Consider the following 16755-nt stretch of genomic DNA (forward strand, 5'->3'; position numbering starts at 1 on the left):
TTAAACCTTAACCTCACACATCTTATTTAGGCTCAACTTCATCCAGGGTCAGGCTATACTTTAGGTTTCTCATGTAGGAACCGTCAGAATTCATAAATACCATTCCGAATCGAAGTTCCTCAGCAGATCCATGAATGATGGCGATGAGTCGGTTGATACCGGTCTGCAGTTCAATATGTTTCTCCGGGTCGGGAACAAGGCTTCCGTTCAGATAAATCTCATATCGGCAATTCGTGTTCACTTGAAGCTTTCCGCTTAGGATTCCATCGACTGGATTGCATGCTGAATCCAGTAAATGAACGAAACAGCTCAGGAACCAGCGTTCTTGATGGGTATTTTCAATCCGAAAAGTTCCGTCCGAAGGTCTTCGTTCTTTCTTGAGCATCCAGCCGTAAAGACCTTCTCCCAGATTGTTCAGGGAGAATTCTGGATCCGTATAATAGGCCTTCATTTCCTCAAAATTTACCCATGGCTTACAAGGCAGTGCCATCACTTTTTCAACAGACCAATGCTTATCGCCTTTGGTATCACTTAGCAGCGTGTCGTTGAAGGCAGCTCCGAGATTAGCTAACAGACGCGAATACAGGCGAATGGATTTATCGCTCTTCACGTCAAGCAGCAGTTGAGATAACACAATCAGCCCTTGTTCCGTGTTTGCCTGAATAACAAAATCTCCAGCAGGACGAGCCTTCTCCTTGTTGAGCTCGACCAATGCCAGCCTGCTGTATTCGGAAGTATGCTCATTCACAAAAAAATCCTTCCAGGCAGTGCCTTCCACACTTGTGCAAATCACCAAAGTATTGTCAGCTTTCAGACTATAAGAAGCGAGAGGACGATTCACGACTTCTCTTGGCGATAGGAACACTTTGTCAAAGCCGAAGAGATCAACTGGGCTTAATCCTTGGGTTGCTGGTATATCGTAATTCGCCTCCAGGTGGTAAGTCTCGTGCTGCGTAATGGAGACAGGACGATTCAATAGTTTAGATAGCGCGGCTTCTTGTCCGGGTTCTGCGGGTAAAACCACGATTTTACCGCCTTGGTGCGCATATTCGCTTAAGGCATCGGCTGTTACTGAATTCAACAGAAGCTCGGGCTGAACACAAAGTAGACCATATTCTTTTTGGAGGTCGCTCGTGATACTCTCCAGTACATCGAAAGAAAGGCTAATGGTTCGCAAAAATTGCTCGGCTGATCCTCCCGGTTCTACGAATGCACCAGTCCGGACAGTGGATGTTTCCGTATTTCCTGCGTAGGCCACTATATTGCGAAGCAAGCAGGCGGCTGCAGGAACCTTATGAAAATGATCCATGATCTGTAGTTGATTGGCGATAAATAGACCTCTTCCGCCGCGGTATTCAAGAAGAGGTGACCATAGATCTCCGCCGTCTCCGAAATCGCCCGCACTGCATTCCAAGATCATATTGAAATTTCCCTTGATCGGTTTCTCGAAAGCGGCATGGATGATTGGCGTTGGGCCATTCTCAAGGATCTTTTCATCCCAGAACATAAAATCATCATTATCTAGTCCTTGAAGAACAGGATGATCATAGCTTCCTGCATGGGCCCTTATAAAGTCTTGCCGAGATATTGCCAGAGTTCCTAGAGACAGATGCTGCTGTTCTAACAGAAGGAGACGTCCGCCCGTATCCACGTACTCTTGGAGAGACATTTCAAGGCCATCCTCATCCTCAAGTCTGCTGCCCACAATGAGCAGATGATCTTGGGAAAGGTCTTTGACCTGTTTCGGCATGATTCGTATGCAGCCTGGTACAAGTGTGTTTATGATATGGAACTCCTGATCACGTCCCATAAACACGACAGGGCGCTCGACCTCTACGGGATCGGTCTTCATTGACGAAGGGTATAACTTATACTGTAAATTCAGCTCATGAACAGGCTCGTTATCGTGAAACATCACGGCATGGAGCTGCATTGATGATACAACACTGACAGGCTCAGGCTTCCATGAGACCGTTATATTTCTGTGGTCTGCCGGCCCTTGATAGAACTCTAATTGTTCCTTGTGTAAAAACTCGCCTTCTTGTAGCACCTCAAATTTAATTCGGGTGTTACATGCATGGAATGTATCGTTATACACATCGAAGCTTCGTAGAATCGGCTCATCATCGAAGAACGAATGATTGTATTCTGCTGGTATCATGGTGGCTGGCTTGAAAGAAGCTTCCATGATCGGGAAAGATGGGTTCTTTATATATAGCGGATATTCCTTTGGAAGAAGGCCGTTATTCAGCGTTAGAGAGTATTTTGGAATTACTTTCGGTTTCGGACCCACCGTATTTAAATCGGATGGAGGAAGCACAATATCCCGTTCCGGCATGGCCCGCATGAAGTAATGGGCAAAGTTGAAGGTGGATATTCCAGAAACGCCTTGTCGCCTAGCATATTCCACGAACAGCCGCTCTTTCTCCGCAAGACCTTTTACACATTCATCTGTATTCCGATATGCACTTAGCCCGACATACATGCTGCTGTTCTGCGGGCAGACATACCACCATCCACCATGTTCGCCGAACACAAGAGGTACCTTCCGATCCCACCCGTCAATGGTGCCATCAATGTTATAGTGTCTGCTTTCAACCTCAGTGAGGCCTTTGGAGAGAAGACGGTTATCACCTTCGACGATGATCGGGCGTGTAGAATCCAACTCACGAATGAGGTCCATCATAGAAGGAATATGTTGTTTGAAAATATCCCGTCCATCAACCCAGCGCATCTCGTTCTGTACGCTCCACATGATCAAGGACGGATGATTACGATCACGCTCCACCAGTCTGCGAACATGGGCTTTACAGTTCGCAATAAAATCCGGATGATCTGCTGCCATGGATTTGCTTGAACCGTAAATAGCCGTTTCATCCACAATCAGCATACCCATCTCATCAGCGATATCAAGATAATAAGTCGGGTGGGGTTCTGCATGAAGCCGAACGCAGTTAACACCAGCCTCCTTGCACATGCCGTACCAGTTACGTACATATTCCTGCGTTTGTTGAATCGCGCCTTGGAAATGCCAGGAGTCGCCGCGCAGGTTGATGGGAGTGCCGTTAAGAATAAACTGTGGACCCTCGGTCCAAATTTCCCGGAAACCGAACCTTTCTTCCAGCCGATCAATGATCTCATCACCGTCGAGGAGTAGCAGTTCTAGCTTGTAGAGATTTGGTTGTTCAGGATTCCAGTATTTAGGGGCCTCCCAATCAAGGTTGAACGTAATCCGGCTCGAATCTCCCTGGTCACTCATGACTAACGAGTCCGTTTCAGCTTGAAGAATAGGGGAGGACAACGAATCTCCGTTCTCCCGAACATAAAGAATAGCTTTATAGGAAGTCTTCAAGGTCGACACCGAAGGATGGATCACTTCAGCATCTACATCCAACCGGTTCTCTCGAACTGATGTGCGAATGGATACATCCGCTAGCGAGACATCGGGCCTACTTTCCAGATATACATCCTGCCAAATACCTCTGGCAATAGAACCGAACCAAGAGCCGGAAAGCCCCGTAATTTTTTTCTGCCCTGACGGAATATCAACCTTGTCAAAATTGCCGCACACCACATGAAGATCATGTTCGGTATCACTAGTGACGAATTCGGTGATTTCTACAGAGAGCGGCAGGTAACCATCATCCCACATGGCAATAAGGTGATGGTCCAAGTAAATAGCAGCCTTCTGCATGATTCCGTCCAGCCGAAGGAAGATACGCATCCCATTAGCATCCATGTCTTGTGGCACCCGGAAGGTACGGTGAAGAACTCCTGCGTCTGCTTGTGCCCACTCTTTCGGATAATTGAATAAATCATATGGTTCATACTCGTGCTCAGGAATCACCCCGAAGATCTTTCCAGGAAGTCTTTCGTAAGAATTTCTCCAACTGGAGGGGACTTGAACTTTTTGCTCTTCATAAACAAGATCGGCAGGGAGTTCGTAACCGGTCCCGTGCCCGTACAGTGGCATGAAATCCCATTCGCCGTTTAGGCAATGTTCAATTCGCATATTTAGAATACCCCTTTCGTTTAGCATTTGTTATGCCCGGATTATAAGTGGAATTTGAAGCCAGATCTGGGTTGCTTCTGTAGGCTGGCCCCATGGAATGAAGTGAGGCTCCATTGTTCCCGCCCAGTCAGACGGTGTATTGGAAGTCGAGAGACTACCTGAGTAAGGTGGCGTTTCAACAGTAGCCGGATCTTCTGAGTAGAAAAACATCAGATTCTCATGTAGAGCAATAATGCCGTATTTATCACCGTCGCCTGGCTTCTCCTCTTGATACTGGTAATGATAAAATACGTAGCTAGCCATTTCCTCCTGTTTGAGGTGTGCGATTCGGGCATAGGGTTTAGCTGAGGGGTTCTTCCTTAGCCAATGACTCTCGTTAACCGGCTTCTGGTAGTGAAAAATATCTATCATCGGTACCCATTTTCTTGGCTTATCCGTTCCGGGCCATGTTTCCAAACCGTCTTCACAGTGAGGAAAAAGTTCGTGAGGATCGACAGATAGGAAAGGGCTTTCATAATAGAGGAACAGCTGTGAGCCGAAATGGAACAGACTCAGATGACTACTACTGAATTCTTTCATCCTGTTCTGAAGCACTGGCAGTGCTTCGCTGAACAATTGAACTGGATCGATATATTCGCGGCATTGCGCGCGGAATTGATAACGATGCATAAGGCACCTCCGGTTTATGTCTTTCATCCCCAATGTTACTGCAACATTATCTACAATTCCTTGACGATAGTGACCTTCTTTAGCATAATAGCGACATGAATAGAAAAAGCTTTTACCGAGACCAAGGGCTGGAACCAGATTTTATTTTTCGCATAGAGAAATGCCCTCTAACCCATGATTTTAGTATTCATCATCATGACTATTCCGAGCTAGTTGTCATTCTTGGCGGTACCGCAACTCACATTATTGAAGGAAGGGAGTACCCGATCTCCGCTGGACAAGTTTTTTTTATACACGGCAATGTATCTCACGGATATAAGAATGTGGATCATATTCAATATGTCAACGTTATGTTTCATCCCGATCAGATTGCTCAACTACAGGAACTGAAGCTAATGCCCGGTTTTCAAGCTTTATTTTATTTCGAACCATTCTATCGGAAGGAAATGAACTTTCAAGGAATGCTTACCCTGAATGATGAACAATTACGGCAAGTAACTGGATTGCTTGATTTAGTTCTGGATGAGTATGATCAAAGACCAGAAGGTTATCGATCTATGATCCGCTCATATTTTACCGCCCTCATTGGGCTTCTCTCACGTTATTATGTGGCTAACAATGGGTGGTCTGAGAATAAAGCGCTGCGAATTGCGGAGTCCATTACATACTTGGAAGAACACTTTCAACAGCCCTTGAATCTGGATATGCTCGCGGAAAAAGCCTTTTTATCAAAAAGGCAGTTCCTTCGCGAATTCGCAAGGAACTTTCAAACGACGCCCATGGACTATGTGATCCGGCGGAGGCTGGATTACTCCTGTACGCTTTTACGTAATCCTGACCTGTCCATTTTACAAGTTGCTCAAGAGAGCGGCTTCCGGGACCAGAATTATTACGCTCGCCAGTTTAAGAAGAGTTACTTCTGTACGCCTACGGAGTACCGGGAAAAATATATTCAAGTTCCTTAATAAAAAAAGCAGTAGGAACATTAATTCGTTCCTGCTGCTTTTGTCATGTCCGGCCGAATCGGATGATTCGAAATTGCCCGGGTGTCATTCCCATCTTCTTACGAAATAAGCGTATGAAATAGTTGGTATTCTCTATACCGACTTGCATACCGATTTCGGATACGGGGAGACCTGTATTTGCCAATAGAGATTTAGCTTTATTGATCTGCAACTCGTGAAGGTATTGAAGCGGACTCAGCCCTGTGTGTTTCTTCAAGCAGCGGGCGAGATAATCGAAATGGAAATGAAGCGTCTCCTCCATGTGTTTAGCATCGAAGGGTCGAGTTAAATGCTGCTGAAGATAGTTTATCGTCTGATCACACAGTATTCTGGAGCGAGGAGCATATTGCAAGCGCACAGCGGCCTGCAATTCTGCCAACAAGCCGGTCAGCTGCAATTGCAGCGGTAAGGATGTTGCGGGTGATAGGCTTTCATGAAGTTCCACCATTCGCTGCAGAAACGGGAGAATGTTTGGGATATGCAGGTTTGTAAATTTAGGGATATACATGACCTGTTGGTGCGGAGTGACATCAAGGTTGGAACCCTTCGTAAAAGGAGCCGACCATGGAATTTGTCCACTATCTATCGATCGGACAGGCGCAGAGTGGGCCATATGAAACCAATAAATTTCGGTCTCTTCCTCACAAGGACGGTGTCCGATATGCAAGCGGTTTGGCTCGAGCACAAGCATGGTGCCTTCAGTGATTTCGAAAGGCACATCATCTTCCGAAATGTACAAGGTACCCTTCATCACAAACAGCATGTCATACACATCAAAGGAACGGCTTAGGTGCTGTTGCCCCGGTATCCAGATTGAGTGACCGATGGTCACTAATTGAGGAAGCGGAGGTATAGTTAGCTCCAGGCACATCATAACAGGAAGCCCCTTCCAGTAGTCGTTTATATTATCATTATATCACGCACAAGTGATAATAAGTGGTCGAAATTGTGCTATAAAAAGTCGTCTATGCACCTATTCGTTCAATCCTAATAAAGGATATATTAGGGATATACGAATTAGGAAGGGAAGAGAAATCATGCGATTCCGTCAAGTTCATCTGGATTTCCACACATCCGAAGCCATTACCCCAATCGGGGACCGTTTTGACAAAAGACAGTTTCAAGAAATGCTGAAGCTAGGGCATGTAGATTCCATAACGGTGTTCTCCAAGTGTCATCATGGTTGGGCGTATCATCCATCTGAGGCTAATGAGATGCATCCGGGTTTAAGCTATGATTTGCTTGCAGCCCAGATTGAGGCAGCCCATGAAATTAACGTAAAAACGCCAGTATACCTATCGGCCGGATTGGATGAAAAACTAGCAAGGCGCCATCCGGAGTGGCTCATCCGTGACAAGAACGATCGAACGAACTGGGCCGATGGCTTCATGGAGCCAGGCTATCATCAGTTTTGTATGAATTCTCCATATCTCGATATCTTGCTCGAACAGATTCGGGAAGTTGTACAGCGATATGATGTAGACGGAGTGTTTCTCGATATTGTTGGTATACGCAAATGTTACTGTCATAACTGCGTAGATGCTATACGTCGTAAGGGGCATGATCCTCGTGAAGAGGAAGTGATGAAAATCCTTTGGGAGAGCACATACGCAAATTACACGGCTAGGGTAAAGGAAACCGTAGAATCGTTAAAGCCAGGATTGCCAATCTTCCATAACGGCGGACATATCAAGCGCGGTCGCCGTGACTTGGCTGCTATGAATACCCATTTGGAACTAGAGTCTCTGCCTACGGGCGGATGGGGTTACGATCATTTCCCGCTTTCGGCCAGGTATGTACAAACGCTTGGGTACGATTTTCTTGGTATGACAGGAAAATTTCATACGGCGTGGGGAGAATTCGGTGGGTATAAACATCCAAACGCACTCCGTTATGAAACCGCTCTCAGCCTCGCGAATGGTGCAAAATGTTCGATTGGAGATCAGCTGCATCCTAATGGTCGTATGGATCCTGCAACTTATGAATTAATCGGCAAGGCTTATCAAGAGGTCGAGAGTAAAGAAGTATGGTGCGTGAATGCAACGAACGTTGCAGATGTAGCACTTTTGTCATTGGAAGCAACTGGTGTACACCCGAAAGTGAAAGAAGACGTAAGTCAGTCCAATTCTGATGCAGGTGCTGTACGAATGCTGCTGGAGGGTAAAATCCTATTTGATGTTATTGATATGGAAAATGATTTTTCGGCATATAAAGTAATCATTTTGCCAGATTATGTGGCGGTAAATGACGATCTAAAGACTAAGTTGAATATGTTCTTGAACCAGGGAGGCAAGATTCTAGCCACAGGTTGGTCGGGTCTAAATCTTGACGGCACTTCCTTCGCCATTGACTTTGGAGCTAGGTATCTAGGGGTTAACCCATACCGTCCTGATTATTTCAGTCCTTTGTTCAAGCCTGAGAGCTTAGGGGAAGCTTCTTTTGTTATGTATTCAGAAGGCCAGAAGTTGGAACTTGTCGGTGGAACTGAGCTTGGAAGCAGGAAAGACCCGTACTTTAATCGCGATGTCTTTACCTTCTGCTCTCACAAGCATACGCCATGCAGCGAGGTTTATGGAGGACCAGGCATGGTAGAGAGTAGTAGCGGAATTTATCTGGCCTGGAATGTGTTTGAGGATTACGCGAACCAAGGAAGTCTGATTTTGAAAGAGATGGTCCTGTACGCGCTGAACCGCCTATTGCCTGACAAGGCGCTAAACACCAATCTGCCTGCTCAAGGCGTGACCACCCTGCAGGAACAGAAGGAAGAGAAACGGCTAGTCAATCACTTGTTATATGCATCACCGGTTCGCCGCGGTAACAACATTGAAGTGATTGAGGATATTGTGCCGATCTTTGATGTTCAGGTATCTATTCGTACTACCCATCGCGTGAAGAATGTATATCTAGCACCACAGAACCAAGAGCTCTCTTTCAAGTACGAAAGTGATAAGGTCTATTACACGATTCCTAAGCTGGAGTGTCATCAGATGGTGGTTATTGATTATGAGTAATTATTAATTAGGAAGGATTATCTACGATGGAATTCAAACCGTTATCAACTTTTATCGACCGAATTACAGCTTGGCGCATACCCTGGGCAGAAGTTCTTGTTCTATACGGAAACAAAGAGGTGTTTCGTTACCGTAGTGGTTATGAAGACTTGAATATGACTACTCCTATTGACGACCAGCGAATAATCCATCTTTATTCTTTAACAAAAATTATGACTTGTACGGCAGCGCTTCAGCTAGTGGAGCAGGGAAAGATCTTGTTAAATGACCCGATCTCAGCCTATCTTCCCGAATATACAGACATGAATGTGAAGAAGACATTGCCCCATGGTGAGGTCATATTTGAAAGGGCAAAGAAACCTATCCTAGTGCGTGATCTCTTTACCATGACGGCAGGCTTCTCCTATGACATTAATTCGCCTTCGATTGAAGAGGTTGTGAGGGGAACGAACGGCAGAGCTCCGACCCGTGATGTTGTGGCAGCGCTCGCGAAAGAGCCGTTGCTGTGTGAACCTGGTACCAAGTGGATTTACAGTTTGTGTCATGATGTTCTTGTCGCTTTAGTTGAGGTGGTGGAAGGAAGAAGATTCAGCGATTATGTTTATGAAGAAATTACCGGTCCACTAGGTATGCACGATACCGGCTTTTATCTTTCGGAAAAGCAGCGTACCCGCTTGGCTCTCAAATACGAATATAACGATACTCTAGGTAAGCCAATATACGACGAGGGCAACAATTATCAACTGGGCTCGGAATATGAGAGCGGGGGAGCCGGACTATATTCGACTGTAAGCGACTATGTTCTATTTTTGAATACACTAACCAATTTGGGTACGAGTCCTGAAGGAGTAAGGCTTCTGTCGCCGGAATCAGTGAACCTTATGCGAACGGACCAGTTAAATGAAGGAACACGCGGCTATTTCTCCTGGTCACAGCTAGCCGGTTATGGTTACGGATTGGGCGTTCGAACCCATATCTCAAGACAGATTAGTGGTTCTCTTAGCTCACTCGGTGAGTTTGGATGGAGCGGGGCTGCTGGCTCTTTGGCCATCATGGATCCATCGCGTCAGTTAACCGTCATGTATGCCCAGCATATGCGGAACAATCAGGAGCCTTATGTACATCCCAGACTGAGAAATATAGTATATGCTTGTCTATAACATTTAAAAGGAGAAATCTGTATGCGAATTCGATATGATCGTTTTCCGGGGGGAGTTCATAAGGCTATCACCCTTAGTTTTGATGATGGACAGATTCATGACAGGAGAGTAGTCGAGAAGTTCAATGAGTATGGTTTAAAAGGGTCATTTCACTTAAACAGCGGTACGCTTGGAACAGAGGGGTTTCTTTCACGGGAGGAGGTGCGTCCCCTGTTCACAGGTCATGAAGTATCTGCTCATACCGTCAGTCATCCTTTTCTAGAACAGTCGCCTTTGGAGCAAATGGTTCAGGAAATTATGGAGGACAGAAAGGGGCTGGAATCCCTTGTTGGTTATCCCGTGCGTGGTATGAGTTATCCTTTTGGTACATATAACGATCAACTGGTCTCGGTATTACCTTCGCTTGGGATTGAATACGCTCGGACTGTAGAACACCATAATAGGTTTGATATGCCGTCAGACTTCCTTAGATGGCATCCAACCTGCCGCCACTGGCATATGGTAGAGTATGCCAATCAATTGATCAATTTAAAACAGAGTTTTACTAAGATGGCATTGCTGTATGTTTGGGGACATAGTTATGAATTTGAGGACGACAACAACTGGGAACTGCTAGATCGGTTTGGAGAGATTGTTGCTGGGAAAGAAGACATTTGGTTTGCTACTAATGCTGAAATAGTATCTTATATACATGCATTGAGGCAGCTCCGATTCTCTGCCGATTACAGAATGGTTCATAATCCTTCTGCACAAAGTGTGTGGATCAGCGTCGAATCAGATGTTGTGGAGTTAGCGGCAGGCCAATTGACTGTACTCGGCTAATACTGATTTCTCCGAAAATAATCTCAGATATATTTTTCCTGAAAAACGCTTAGTATATAAGCGTTTTTCTTTTATATCGCAACCTAATAAACAAGTCCTCCGTCTATATGAGCAGAGAAACAGTATAAATAATGCAGTCAGAAGGAGGAAATTCAAAATTTATATTCCTAATAAGAGTTACAGATTAGTATTCATGAAAATAATTGCTGCTATTGTTTCAGCTATAGCAGCTACCTTATATGCATCTTGGATCATATATACACCTATAAATGAAAGGCTTCCCCATATTAATTACTATTCTTATAGTGGTATATTCGCAGTCAATTTTGTGCCTAATTTTTTCGTATTCATCATTGTAGGCGTAATACTATCACCTGTGATTGATAGCATAGTTTATAAGAGATTTAAACTGAAAGGGGTTAAAGGTCTCTTAACGATCATATTAGCTTATTTGTTGCTGGGTGTTGTGAGCGGAGTTATGATCAGCATATTCTTTTTAAGGATTCACTTCATTTCATATTACCTGACCGTTTCAATTTTTAGTGCTATGATTTTTTTGTTCTTCCAAACATTATTACAATTTTTCTTTTATAGACGGAGAAAATGATATTAATTCATCTATTTCTTTTATTTCGTCTATATTGAACAAATGCTTGAATTGTTGCAGTATCGATGGGAATAATGAGATTAATGATTGAGAACTAAAAAGAAGACATCCCGAAGGGGATGTCTTCTTTTCTCACAAACAGCACAGTATAATGAAGTAGATGACTTAATATCAATAAGTGAAATGAATAAGTATCTTTGGATGGTGTGTTATTACAATATTTAATATAGATACTAACTGAGGGAGGACATTTATGGAACAACCCCGCATTTGGCCGGATCGCTTCAAGAGATTATTTCTAAACAACAAGTTTGTACTTCTATTGCTTATCCTGCTGCTGGTGGGACTCAACGTACTGGTATTGAGCAAAATTTCATTTGTTCTGTATCCGCTGCAAGTGTTGATCAAGACAATCGTATTGCCAATCATCTTATCCGGAATACTATATTATCTGCTCAACCCGCTTGTGGATTTGATGGAAAAAAGAAATATCAAACGGGGATGGTCCATCTTAATCCTGTATCTTGCTATTGCAGGTATTCTGACGGTGGTCGTCCTTGCAGTTATTCCCGTGCTGCGCAACCAGATAACGGGGCTGATTGACAATTTCCCGCAATATAGTGAGAATGTTCAGCAGCAATTTGAAGAACTTACGGGCAGCCAATTGTTTAGTCAGATTCAGGAGGCTGTCAGCTTCAACTCTCAAGAATGGTGGAGCACGATAACTCAGAAAGCATCGGAACTCTTTAACCAAACATGGAGTAAAGTAGGAGGATTTCTCGGCGCTTTTACAGAAACTGTATTGGCTATCGTAACGGTACCTTTTATTCTGTTTTATATGTTGAAGGATGGCAAGAAGCTCCCGAAGAAAATATTATCCTTCCTGCCAACGAAGAGTCGCTCCGGTATATTGCATGTGCTTCAAGATATTAATCACCAGATCAGTTCGTTTATCCGTGGTCAGATCATCGTCAGCTTCTGCATCGGTATTCTACTCTACATAGGTTACATGATCATTGGGCTGGATTATGCGCTTATCCTAGCGATTATTGCATCGTTTACTAGCATTGTCCCATATTTAGGGCCTGCAATTGCGATTACTCCAGCAATGATCGTAGCACTTGTTACATCTCCGATAATGCTGCTGAAGATGGTTGCTGTATGGACGATCGTCCAGTTAATTGAGGGCAAGTTCATATCGCCTCAGATCATGGGCAAAACACTTAAAATTCACCCCATTACCATTATCTTTGTCATTCTGACATCGGGAAATTTATTTGGAGTGGTTGGTGTTCTGTTAGCCGTTCCGGGTTATGCCGTTCTTAAGGTTTGCATATCGCATATTTTCGAGTGGTTCAAAGGTACTTCGGGATTGTATGATCCACCAAACAACAAAGTTAAGAAATAACTGAGTAAAAGCAACCTATCCTGGTTTGAAGGGGGTTGCTTTTTTTTGTTTTATAGAGGTTGCGGTTTTAACAGAATCACCATTTCCTTTTATTACTAAATTGTAAGGAGAGTGTAAGGTTAATCGATTATGAAATGCCTGATGCTTATTTATACTTCTTCATATGAAACTGAAAATGAACATAAGAGAGGAAGTATTAATAATGGACATATCGAAAATAAATGTGGAGTTATTCAGATTCATCAATGATATAGGTAAGGAATATGCTTTTTTAAACTCTACTTTTATTTTTCTTGCTGAATACATGGTTTATATTTTAGCTCTATTAACAATACTGTTCTGGTTCTCTAGAAAACTCAGTAATAGGATGATGGTCATCTCAGCGATGATTAGTTTCATGCTTGCTGAGATATTAGGAAAGATAGCTGGACAATTACATTCGAATAAACAACCATTTGTGGAGCTACCTCATGTTAACCAACTAATAGAAAAAACAGTCAACAACTCTTTTCCTAGTGATCATACCATCTTATTTTTTTCATTCTGTGTGACTTTTTGTATCTTTCATAAAAGATGGAGATATATTTGGATATCGCTGGCCTTCTTGGTAGGCCTCTCTCGTGTATGGGTTGGTGTTCATTATCCTGCAGATGTCATCGTTGGTGCGCTGATTAGTACCGTTTGTGCTTATTTCATAGCCATTATGGTGCCTCGATTGCCTATTTTAAAGAAACGGCTATTAGAATAATAATTTAATGAGATAAATTCAAATTTTTAATCAACCAAGGCTTAATCAATGGCAGAACCGTTATAGGCTGCATTGCTTTAGTGTGATTCATATCATCTCCTGTTAAGATTTCTATATCCCAACCATGATGTTCTAGCTCTTGTTTATTTTTTTGAAGAATACCGATAATATCTACTGTTACATTTCCAAAATTATCTCCATAAACAATGGTGTCTTTTTCCCCGGAAAACGCCAGTTTTGGAATATCTAATTTATGTTGAATGTCACGATCATTAAATTCCATTAGATTATTGTACATCGTAACAAACTGTTTAGTCTGTTTCGTGTCGATCTTTACCTGTATGTTATCCCAATCAACCTCTTCTGGACTGAGATGATCTTGATCAATATTAGAGGACTTTTGATTATTTAAAGCTTGTTCGTATGTTTTATTTGTCACCACCATCATTTCTTTATATGGTCCATCCAATGGAGGAAAACCACCCATGATTAAGCTATCTAATCTGTCAGTCCGAATGGCTAATTGCAATCCAACTAAAGCTAACCATGAGTAACCATAATAGCTAAATTTCTCAACATTCATTTCATCAGCAATTAATAAAAAATCTTTTACAATATTTTCAGGTGTAAGATTATCTGGATTCGGGTGAATTAAACGATGCCCTTCGTAGTCAAAATATAATATCTTAAACTGGTTGACTAAACCATTAATAAAATGCTCTCCTAATTTAGGGTCTACTCCCCATAACTTTAAGTTTTCGGCTTCTTGGCCATAAACAGATTCTTTTGCAACTGGAAGCATAATTGTTTTGGAATTTGAATTTCCAACTAAACCAACTTTTATTTTTGAATCATCCATAAGTTTTATGACTTTTTCCAAGTTTCTCACTCCTAAATTGTTTATATTATTATCATATAACATTCATGCAATCTTTCAGTTTTGCGGTTTTTTGTCCTTGATATATTGGGATTTTAAATAAAATATATTATTGTAGCACTTGAAGGTTTGACTTTAAGTTAGGAGTTCAGAAATGGAGACATATTCCCCTAAACAAATTGCAAGTATTTTAAAAGTTAGTACAACAACTTTGAGAAGGTATGAAGAACAAGATCTCATTCCTGATGTGCCAAGGACAAAAAGCAATCACCGCCTTTACACATCGATACACGTTCAAGCGTTTATTACCATTAGAGCCTTATTAAAAGGGTATGATATCCCCGTTGTTTATGAGGTCATGAGAATAATTAAGGACGCGAATTTTGAAAAAGCTCTATGGTTAGTAAATGAACAACAATTTCATATACAAGTGGAGAAACAAAGAGTAGAAGAAATACTTACTAAGATTAAAGATTCCAATTTTACGGAATATAAAAATATGAAATTAAAAGAATTTATGAGTATTGGAGAGGTAGCAAAAATAGCAGGAGTAAATAGTTCTGCTATCCGCTATTGGGAAAATGAAGGTTTAATCCATTCAGAAAGAAATAATGAAAATGGATATAGAGTGTTTTCTATACCGCAACTGCGTAAGATATTGGTCATCAGGAGTTTGAGAAAAACAGTTTATTATATTGAAAATATGAAGAAACTTTTAAATGATTTAGACACGCAAAATTACGGTAGAATCGAACATTCTTTTCAATTAGCTTTGGAGAAACTAAACAATCAACTATTATTTCAAATGAAAGGTATCGCAGAAGTGATGAAATATATAAACTTTTACGAATAATATGCGGCAGCCGAATCGATTGGTTGCCGTTTTTTATATTATCGAGTTCACGATTAGAAAATATGATTAAATGGAAAAAAGTGTTTGATATCCTTTCTCTGGAAAGGTAAACTACTTTTGATCTTTGATCCGAGTTCAGCTTGTGAAAGGAAGTGTAAGATGGATTTATCACGATCATCAACCAAAGAACAAGAAATAATACAAAGCTATATTCATTCCCCGGATAAACAGCGAAATCTTTATCGCCGTACACTTGTGACTGTGATATTTTCGCAAATATTTGGAGGTGCTGGACTTGCAGCTGGAATAACGGTTGGTGCACTACTAGCTCAGGAAATGCTGGGCACAGATAACTATACTGGCGTTCCAACTGCCTTATTTACGTTGGGTTCAGCAGTCGCGGCTCTGTTGGTAGGAAGGTTCTCACAGAAACATGGGAGAAGACTCGGATTGGGTTTAGGTTTTATCACAGGTGGCATAGGAGCAATTGGTGTAATCATATCTGTCATTCTTAATAGCATTTGGTTACTCTTCCCCTCACTTTTTATTTACGGTGCAGGGACTGCAACAAATCTACAAGCCCGTTATGCGGGTACGGATTTAGCGACATCAAAGCAAAGGGCAACCGCTGTAAGTATGGCAATGGTATTCACAACACTGGGCGCTGTTACCGGTCCGAATTTAGTGAATATTATGGGTGATTTCGCTCTTTCGATAGGTGTACCTCGTTTAGGAGGATCATTTATTTTAGCTGCGGCAGCATATATTCTAGCTGGATTAGTCTTGCTGATTTTCCTTCGTCCAGATCCACTATTAATCGCGAATGAACTTGCCAAAAGCTCCGTTAAAGCTACAAGAAACATTGATGAGCCAAAAGAAATGTATGCAGAGAGAAGAGGTATAGTCCTTGGCGCTTCGGTTATGATTGTAACCCAGATTGTCATGATTGCTATCATGACGATGACTCCTGTACATATGAAACATCATGGATATGGGTTGGGAGAAGTAGGTTTGGTTTTAGGTTTCCACATAGGCTCCATGTATCTCCCATCCTTAGTTACTGGAATTTTGGTTGATAAAATCGGACGTAAGGTCATGGCAGTTGCTTCTGGTGTAACATTACTTACTTCAGGAATAATTGCTGCGCTTGCACCTGCCGACTCACTGGTTATGTTAATCGTAGCATTATCCCTTCTGGGTCTCGGTTGGAATATGGGATTGATTAGTGGAACTGCTTTAATTGTCGATTCAACCAACTCTACTAATGGAGCGAAAGTACAAGGATCTGTAGATGTTCTAATAGCTCTGGCAGGTGCCTCGGGAGGGGCATTATCTGGTATGGTTGTTGCGCACTCCAGTTTTTCTGCACTCTCTTTTGCCGGGAGTATCCTCGCTATAATGTTAATCCCAATCATGTTTTGGTCTTTTAAAAAGAAGAAATTTAGTTCAATAACATGAGTGGGAGAATAAATACAATGAGCAGACCTTAAGGTCTGCTTTTTAATTTTTTGTATACTTGGAAAATAGAGTGAGGCAGAGATAATTCAAGATAATCATGGTGAAGACCATTTGTAATCGATATCA

The 16755-nt window shown here is 42.3% G+C and carries 12 protein-coding genes; 8 read left to right on the top strand and 4 right to left on the bottom strand.

Annotated elements, in window-relative coordinates; genetic code table 11:
• Positions 1-22: 22 nt before the first annotated feature.
• Both ACFQV5_RS14925 and ACFQV5_RS14930 read right to left on the bottom strand, forming a co-directional pair.
• Positions 23-4012, bottom strand: coding sequence for a glycoside hydrolase family 2 protein (locus ACFQV5_RS14925; RefSeq protein ID WP_379248135.1), 3990 nt, complete (start codon positions 4010-4012; stop codon positions 23-25).
• Positions 4013-4042: 30 nt separating this feature from the next.
• A complete protein-coding gene (locus ACFQV5_RS14930) occupies positions 4043-4681 on the bottom strand; it encodes a hypothetical protein (RefSeq protein ID WP_379248136.1) in 639 nt (212 codons plus the stop codon).
• A gap of 95 nt (positions 4682-4776) precedes the next feature.
• Between ACFQV5_RS14930 and ACFQV5_RS14935 the strand changes: the two genes are divergently transcribed.
• Positions 4777-5646 carry a helix-turn-helix domain-containing protein gene (locus ACFQV5_RS14935; protein ID WP_379248137.1) on the top strand — a complete coding sequence of 290 codons (870 nt, stop codon included), beginning with the start codon at positions 4777-4779 and terminating at the stop codon, positions 5644-5646.
• A 43-nt stretch (positions 5647-5689) separates the two neighbouring features.
• Here the strand turns inward: ACFQV5_RS14935 and ACFQV5_RS14940 are convergent, their stop codons facing one another.
• The gene (locus tag ACFQV5_RS14940; RefSeq protein ID WP_379248138.1) at positions 5690-6559 is read right to left on the bottom strand and encodes a helix-turn-helix transcriptional regulator; all 870 of its coding nucleotides are present in this window, start codon (positions 6557-6559) and stop codon (positions 5690-5692) included.
• Positions 6560-6722: 163 nt separating this feature from the next.
• On the opposite strand from ACFQV5_RS14940, the gene ACFQV5_RS14945 reads away from it, so the two are divergent.
• From ACFQV5_RS14945 to ACFQV5_RS14965, 5 genes are all read left to right on the top strand, one after another.
• Entirely contained in the window at positions 6723-8696 is a 1974-nt protein-coding gene (locus ACFQV5_RS14945) for a beta-galactosidase trimerization domain-containing protein (protein ID WP_379248139.1), read from the top strand.
• 26 nt (positions 8697-8722) lie between these two features.
• Positions 8723-9856 (top strand): serine hydrolase domain-containing protein, encoded by a 1134-nt coding sequence (locus tag ACFQV5_RS14950; protein ID WP_379248140.1) that lies wholly within the window; start codon positions 8723-8725, stop codon positions 9854-9856.
• A 21-nt stretch (positions 9857-9877) separates the two neighbouring features.
• A complete protein-coding gene (locus ACFQV5_RS14955) occupies positions 9878-10678 on the top strand; it encodes a polysaccharide deacetylase family protein (protein WP_379248141.1) in 801 nt (266 codons plus the stop codon).
• A gap of 860 nt (positions 10679-11538) precedes the next feature.
• The gene (locus ACFQV5_RS14960; protein ID WP_379248142.1) at positions 11539-12693 is read left to right on the top strand and encodes an AI-2E family transporter; all 1155 of its coding nucleotides are present in this window, start codon (positions 11539-11541) and stop codon (positions 12691-12693) included.
• 202 nt (positions 12694-12895) lie between these two features.
• Positions 12896-13441, top strand: coding sequence for an undecaprenyl-diphosphatase (locus tag ACFQV5_RS14965; RefSeq protein WP_379248143.1), 546 nt, complete (start codon positions 12896-12898; stop codon positions 13439-13441).
• A 4-nt stretch (positions 13442-13445) separates the two neighbouring features.
• Here ACFQV5_RS14965 and ACFQV5_RS14970 read toward each other — a convergent pair whose 3' ends face one another.
• Complete coding sequence (locus ACFQV5_RS14970; protein ID WP_379248144.1) at positions 13446-14321, bottom strand: alpha/beta fold hydrolase; 876 nt, start codon at positions 14319-14321, stop codon at positions 13446-13448.
• Positions 14322-14472: 151 nt separating this feature from the next.
• On the opposite strand from ACFQV5_RS14970, the gene ACFQV5_RS14975 reads away from it, so the two are divergent.
• A complete protein-coding gene (locus ACFQV5_RS14975) occupies positions 14473-15171 on the top strand; it encodes a MerR family transcriptional regulator (protein ID WP_379248145.1) in 699 nt (232 codons plus the stop codon).
• A gap of 159 nt (positions 15172-15330) precedes the next feature.
• Positions 15331-16629: an MFS transporter gene (locus ACFQV5_RS14980; protein ID WP_379248146.1), complete on the top strand. Its 1299-nt coding sequence runs from the start codon at positions 15331-15333 to the stop codon at positions 16627-16629.
• The last annotated feature ends 126 nt before the right edge of the window (positions 16630-16755 follow it).

It is taken from the genome of Paenibacillus sp. GCM10028914, assembly GCF_042666275.1.
Taxonomy (GTDB): Bacteria; Bacillota; Bacilli; order Paenibacillales; family Paenibacillaceae; genus Paenibacillus_AQ.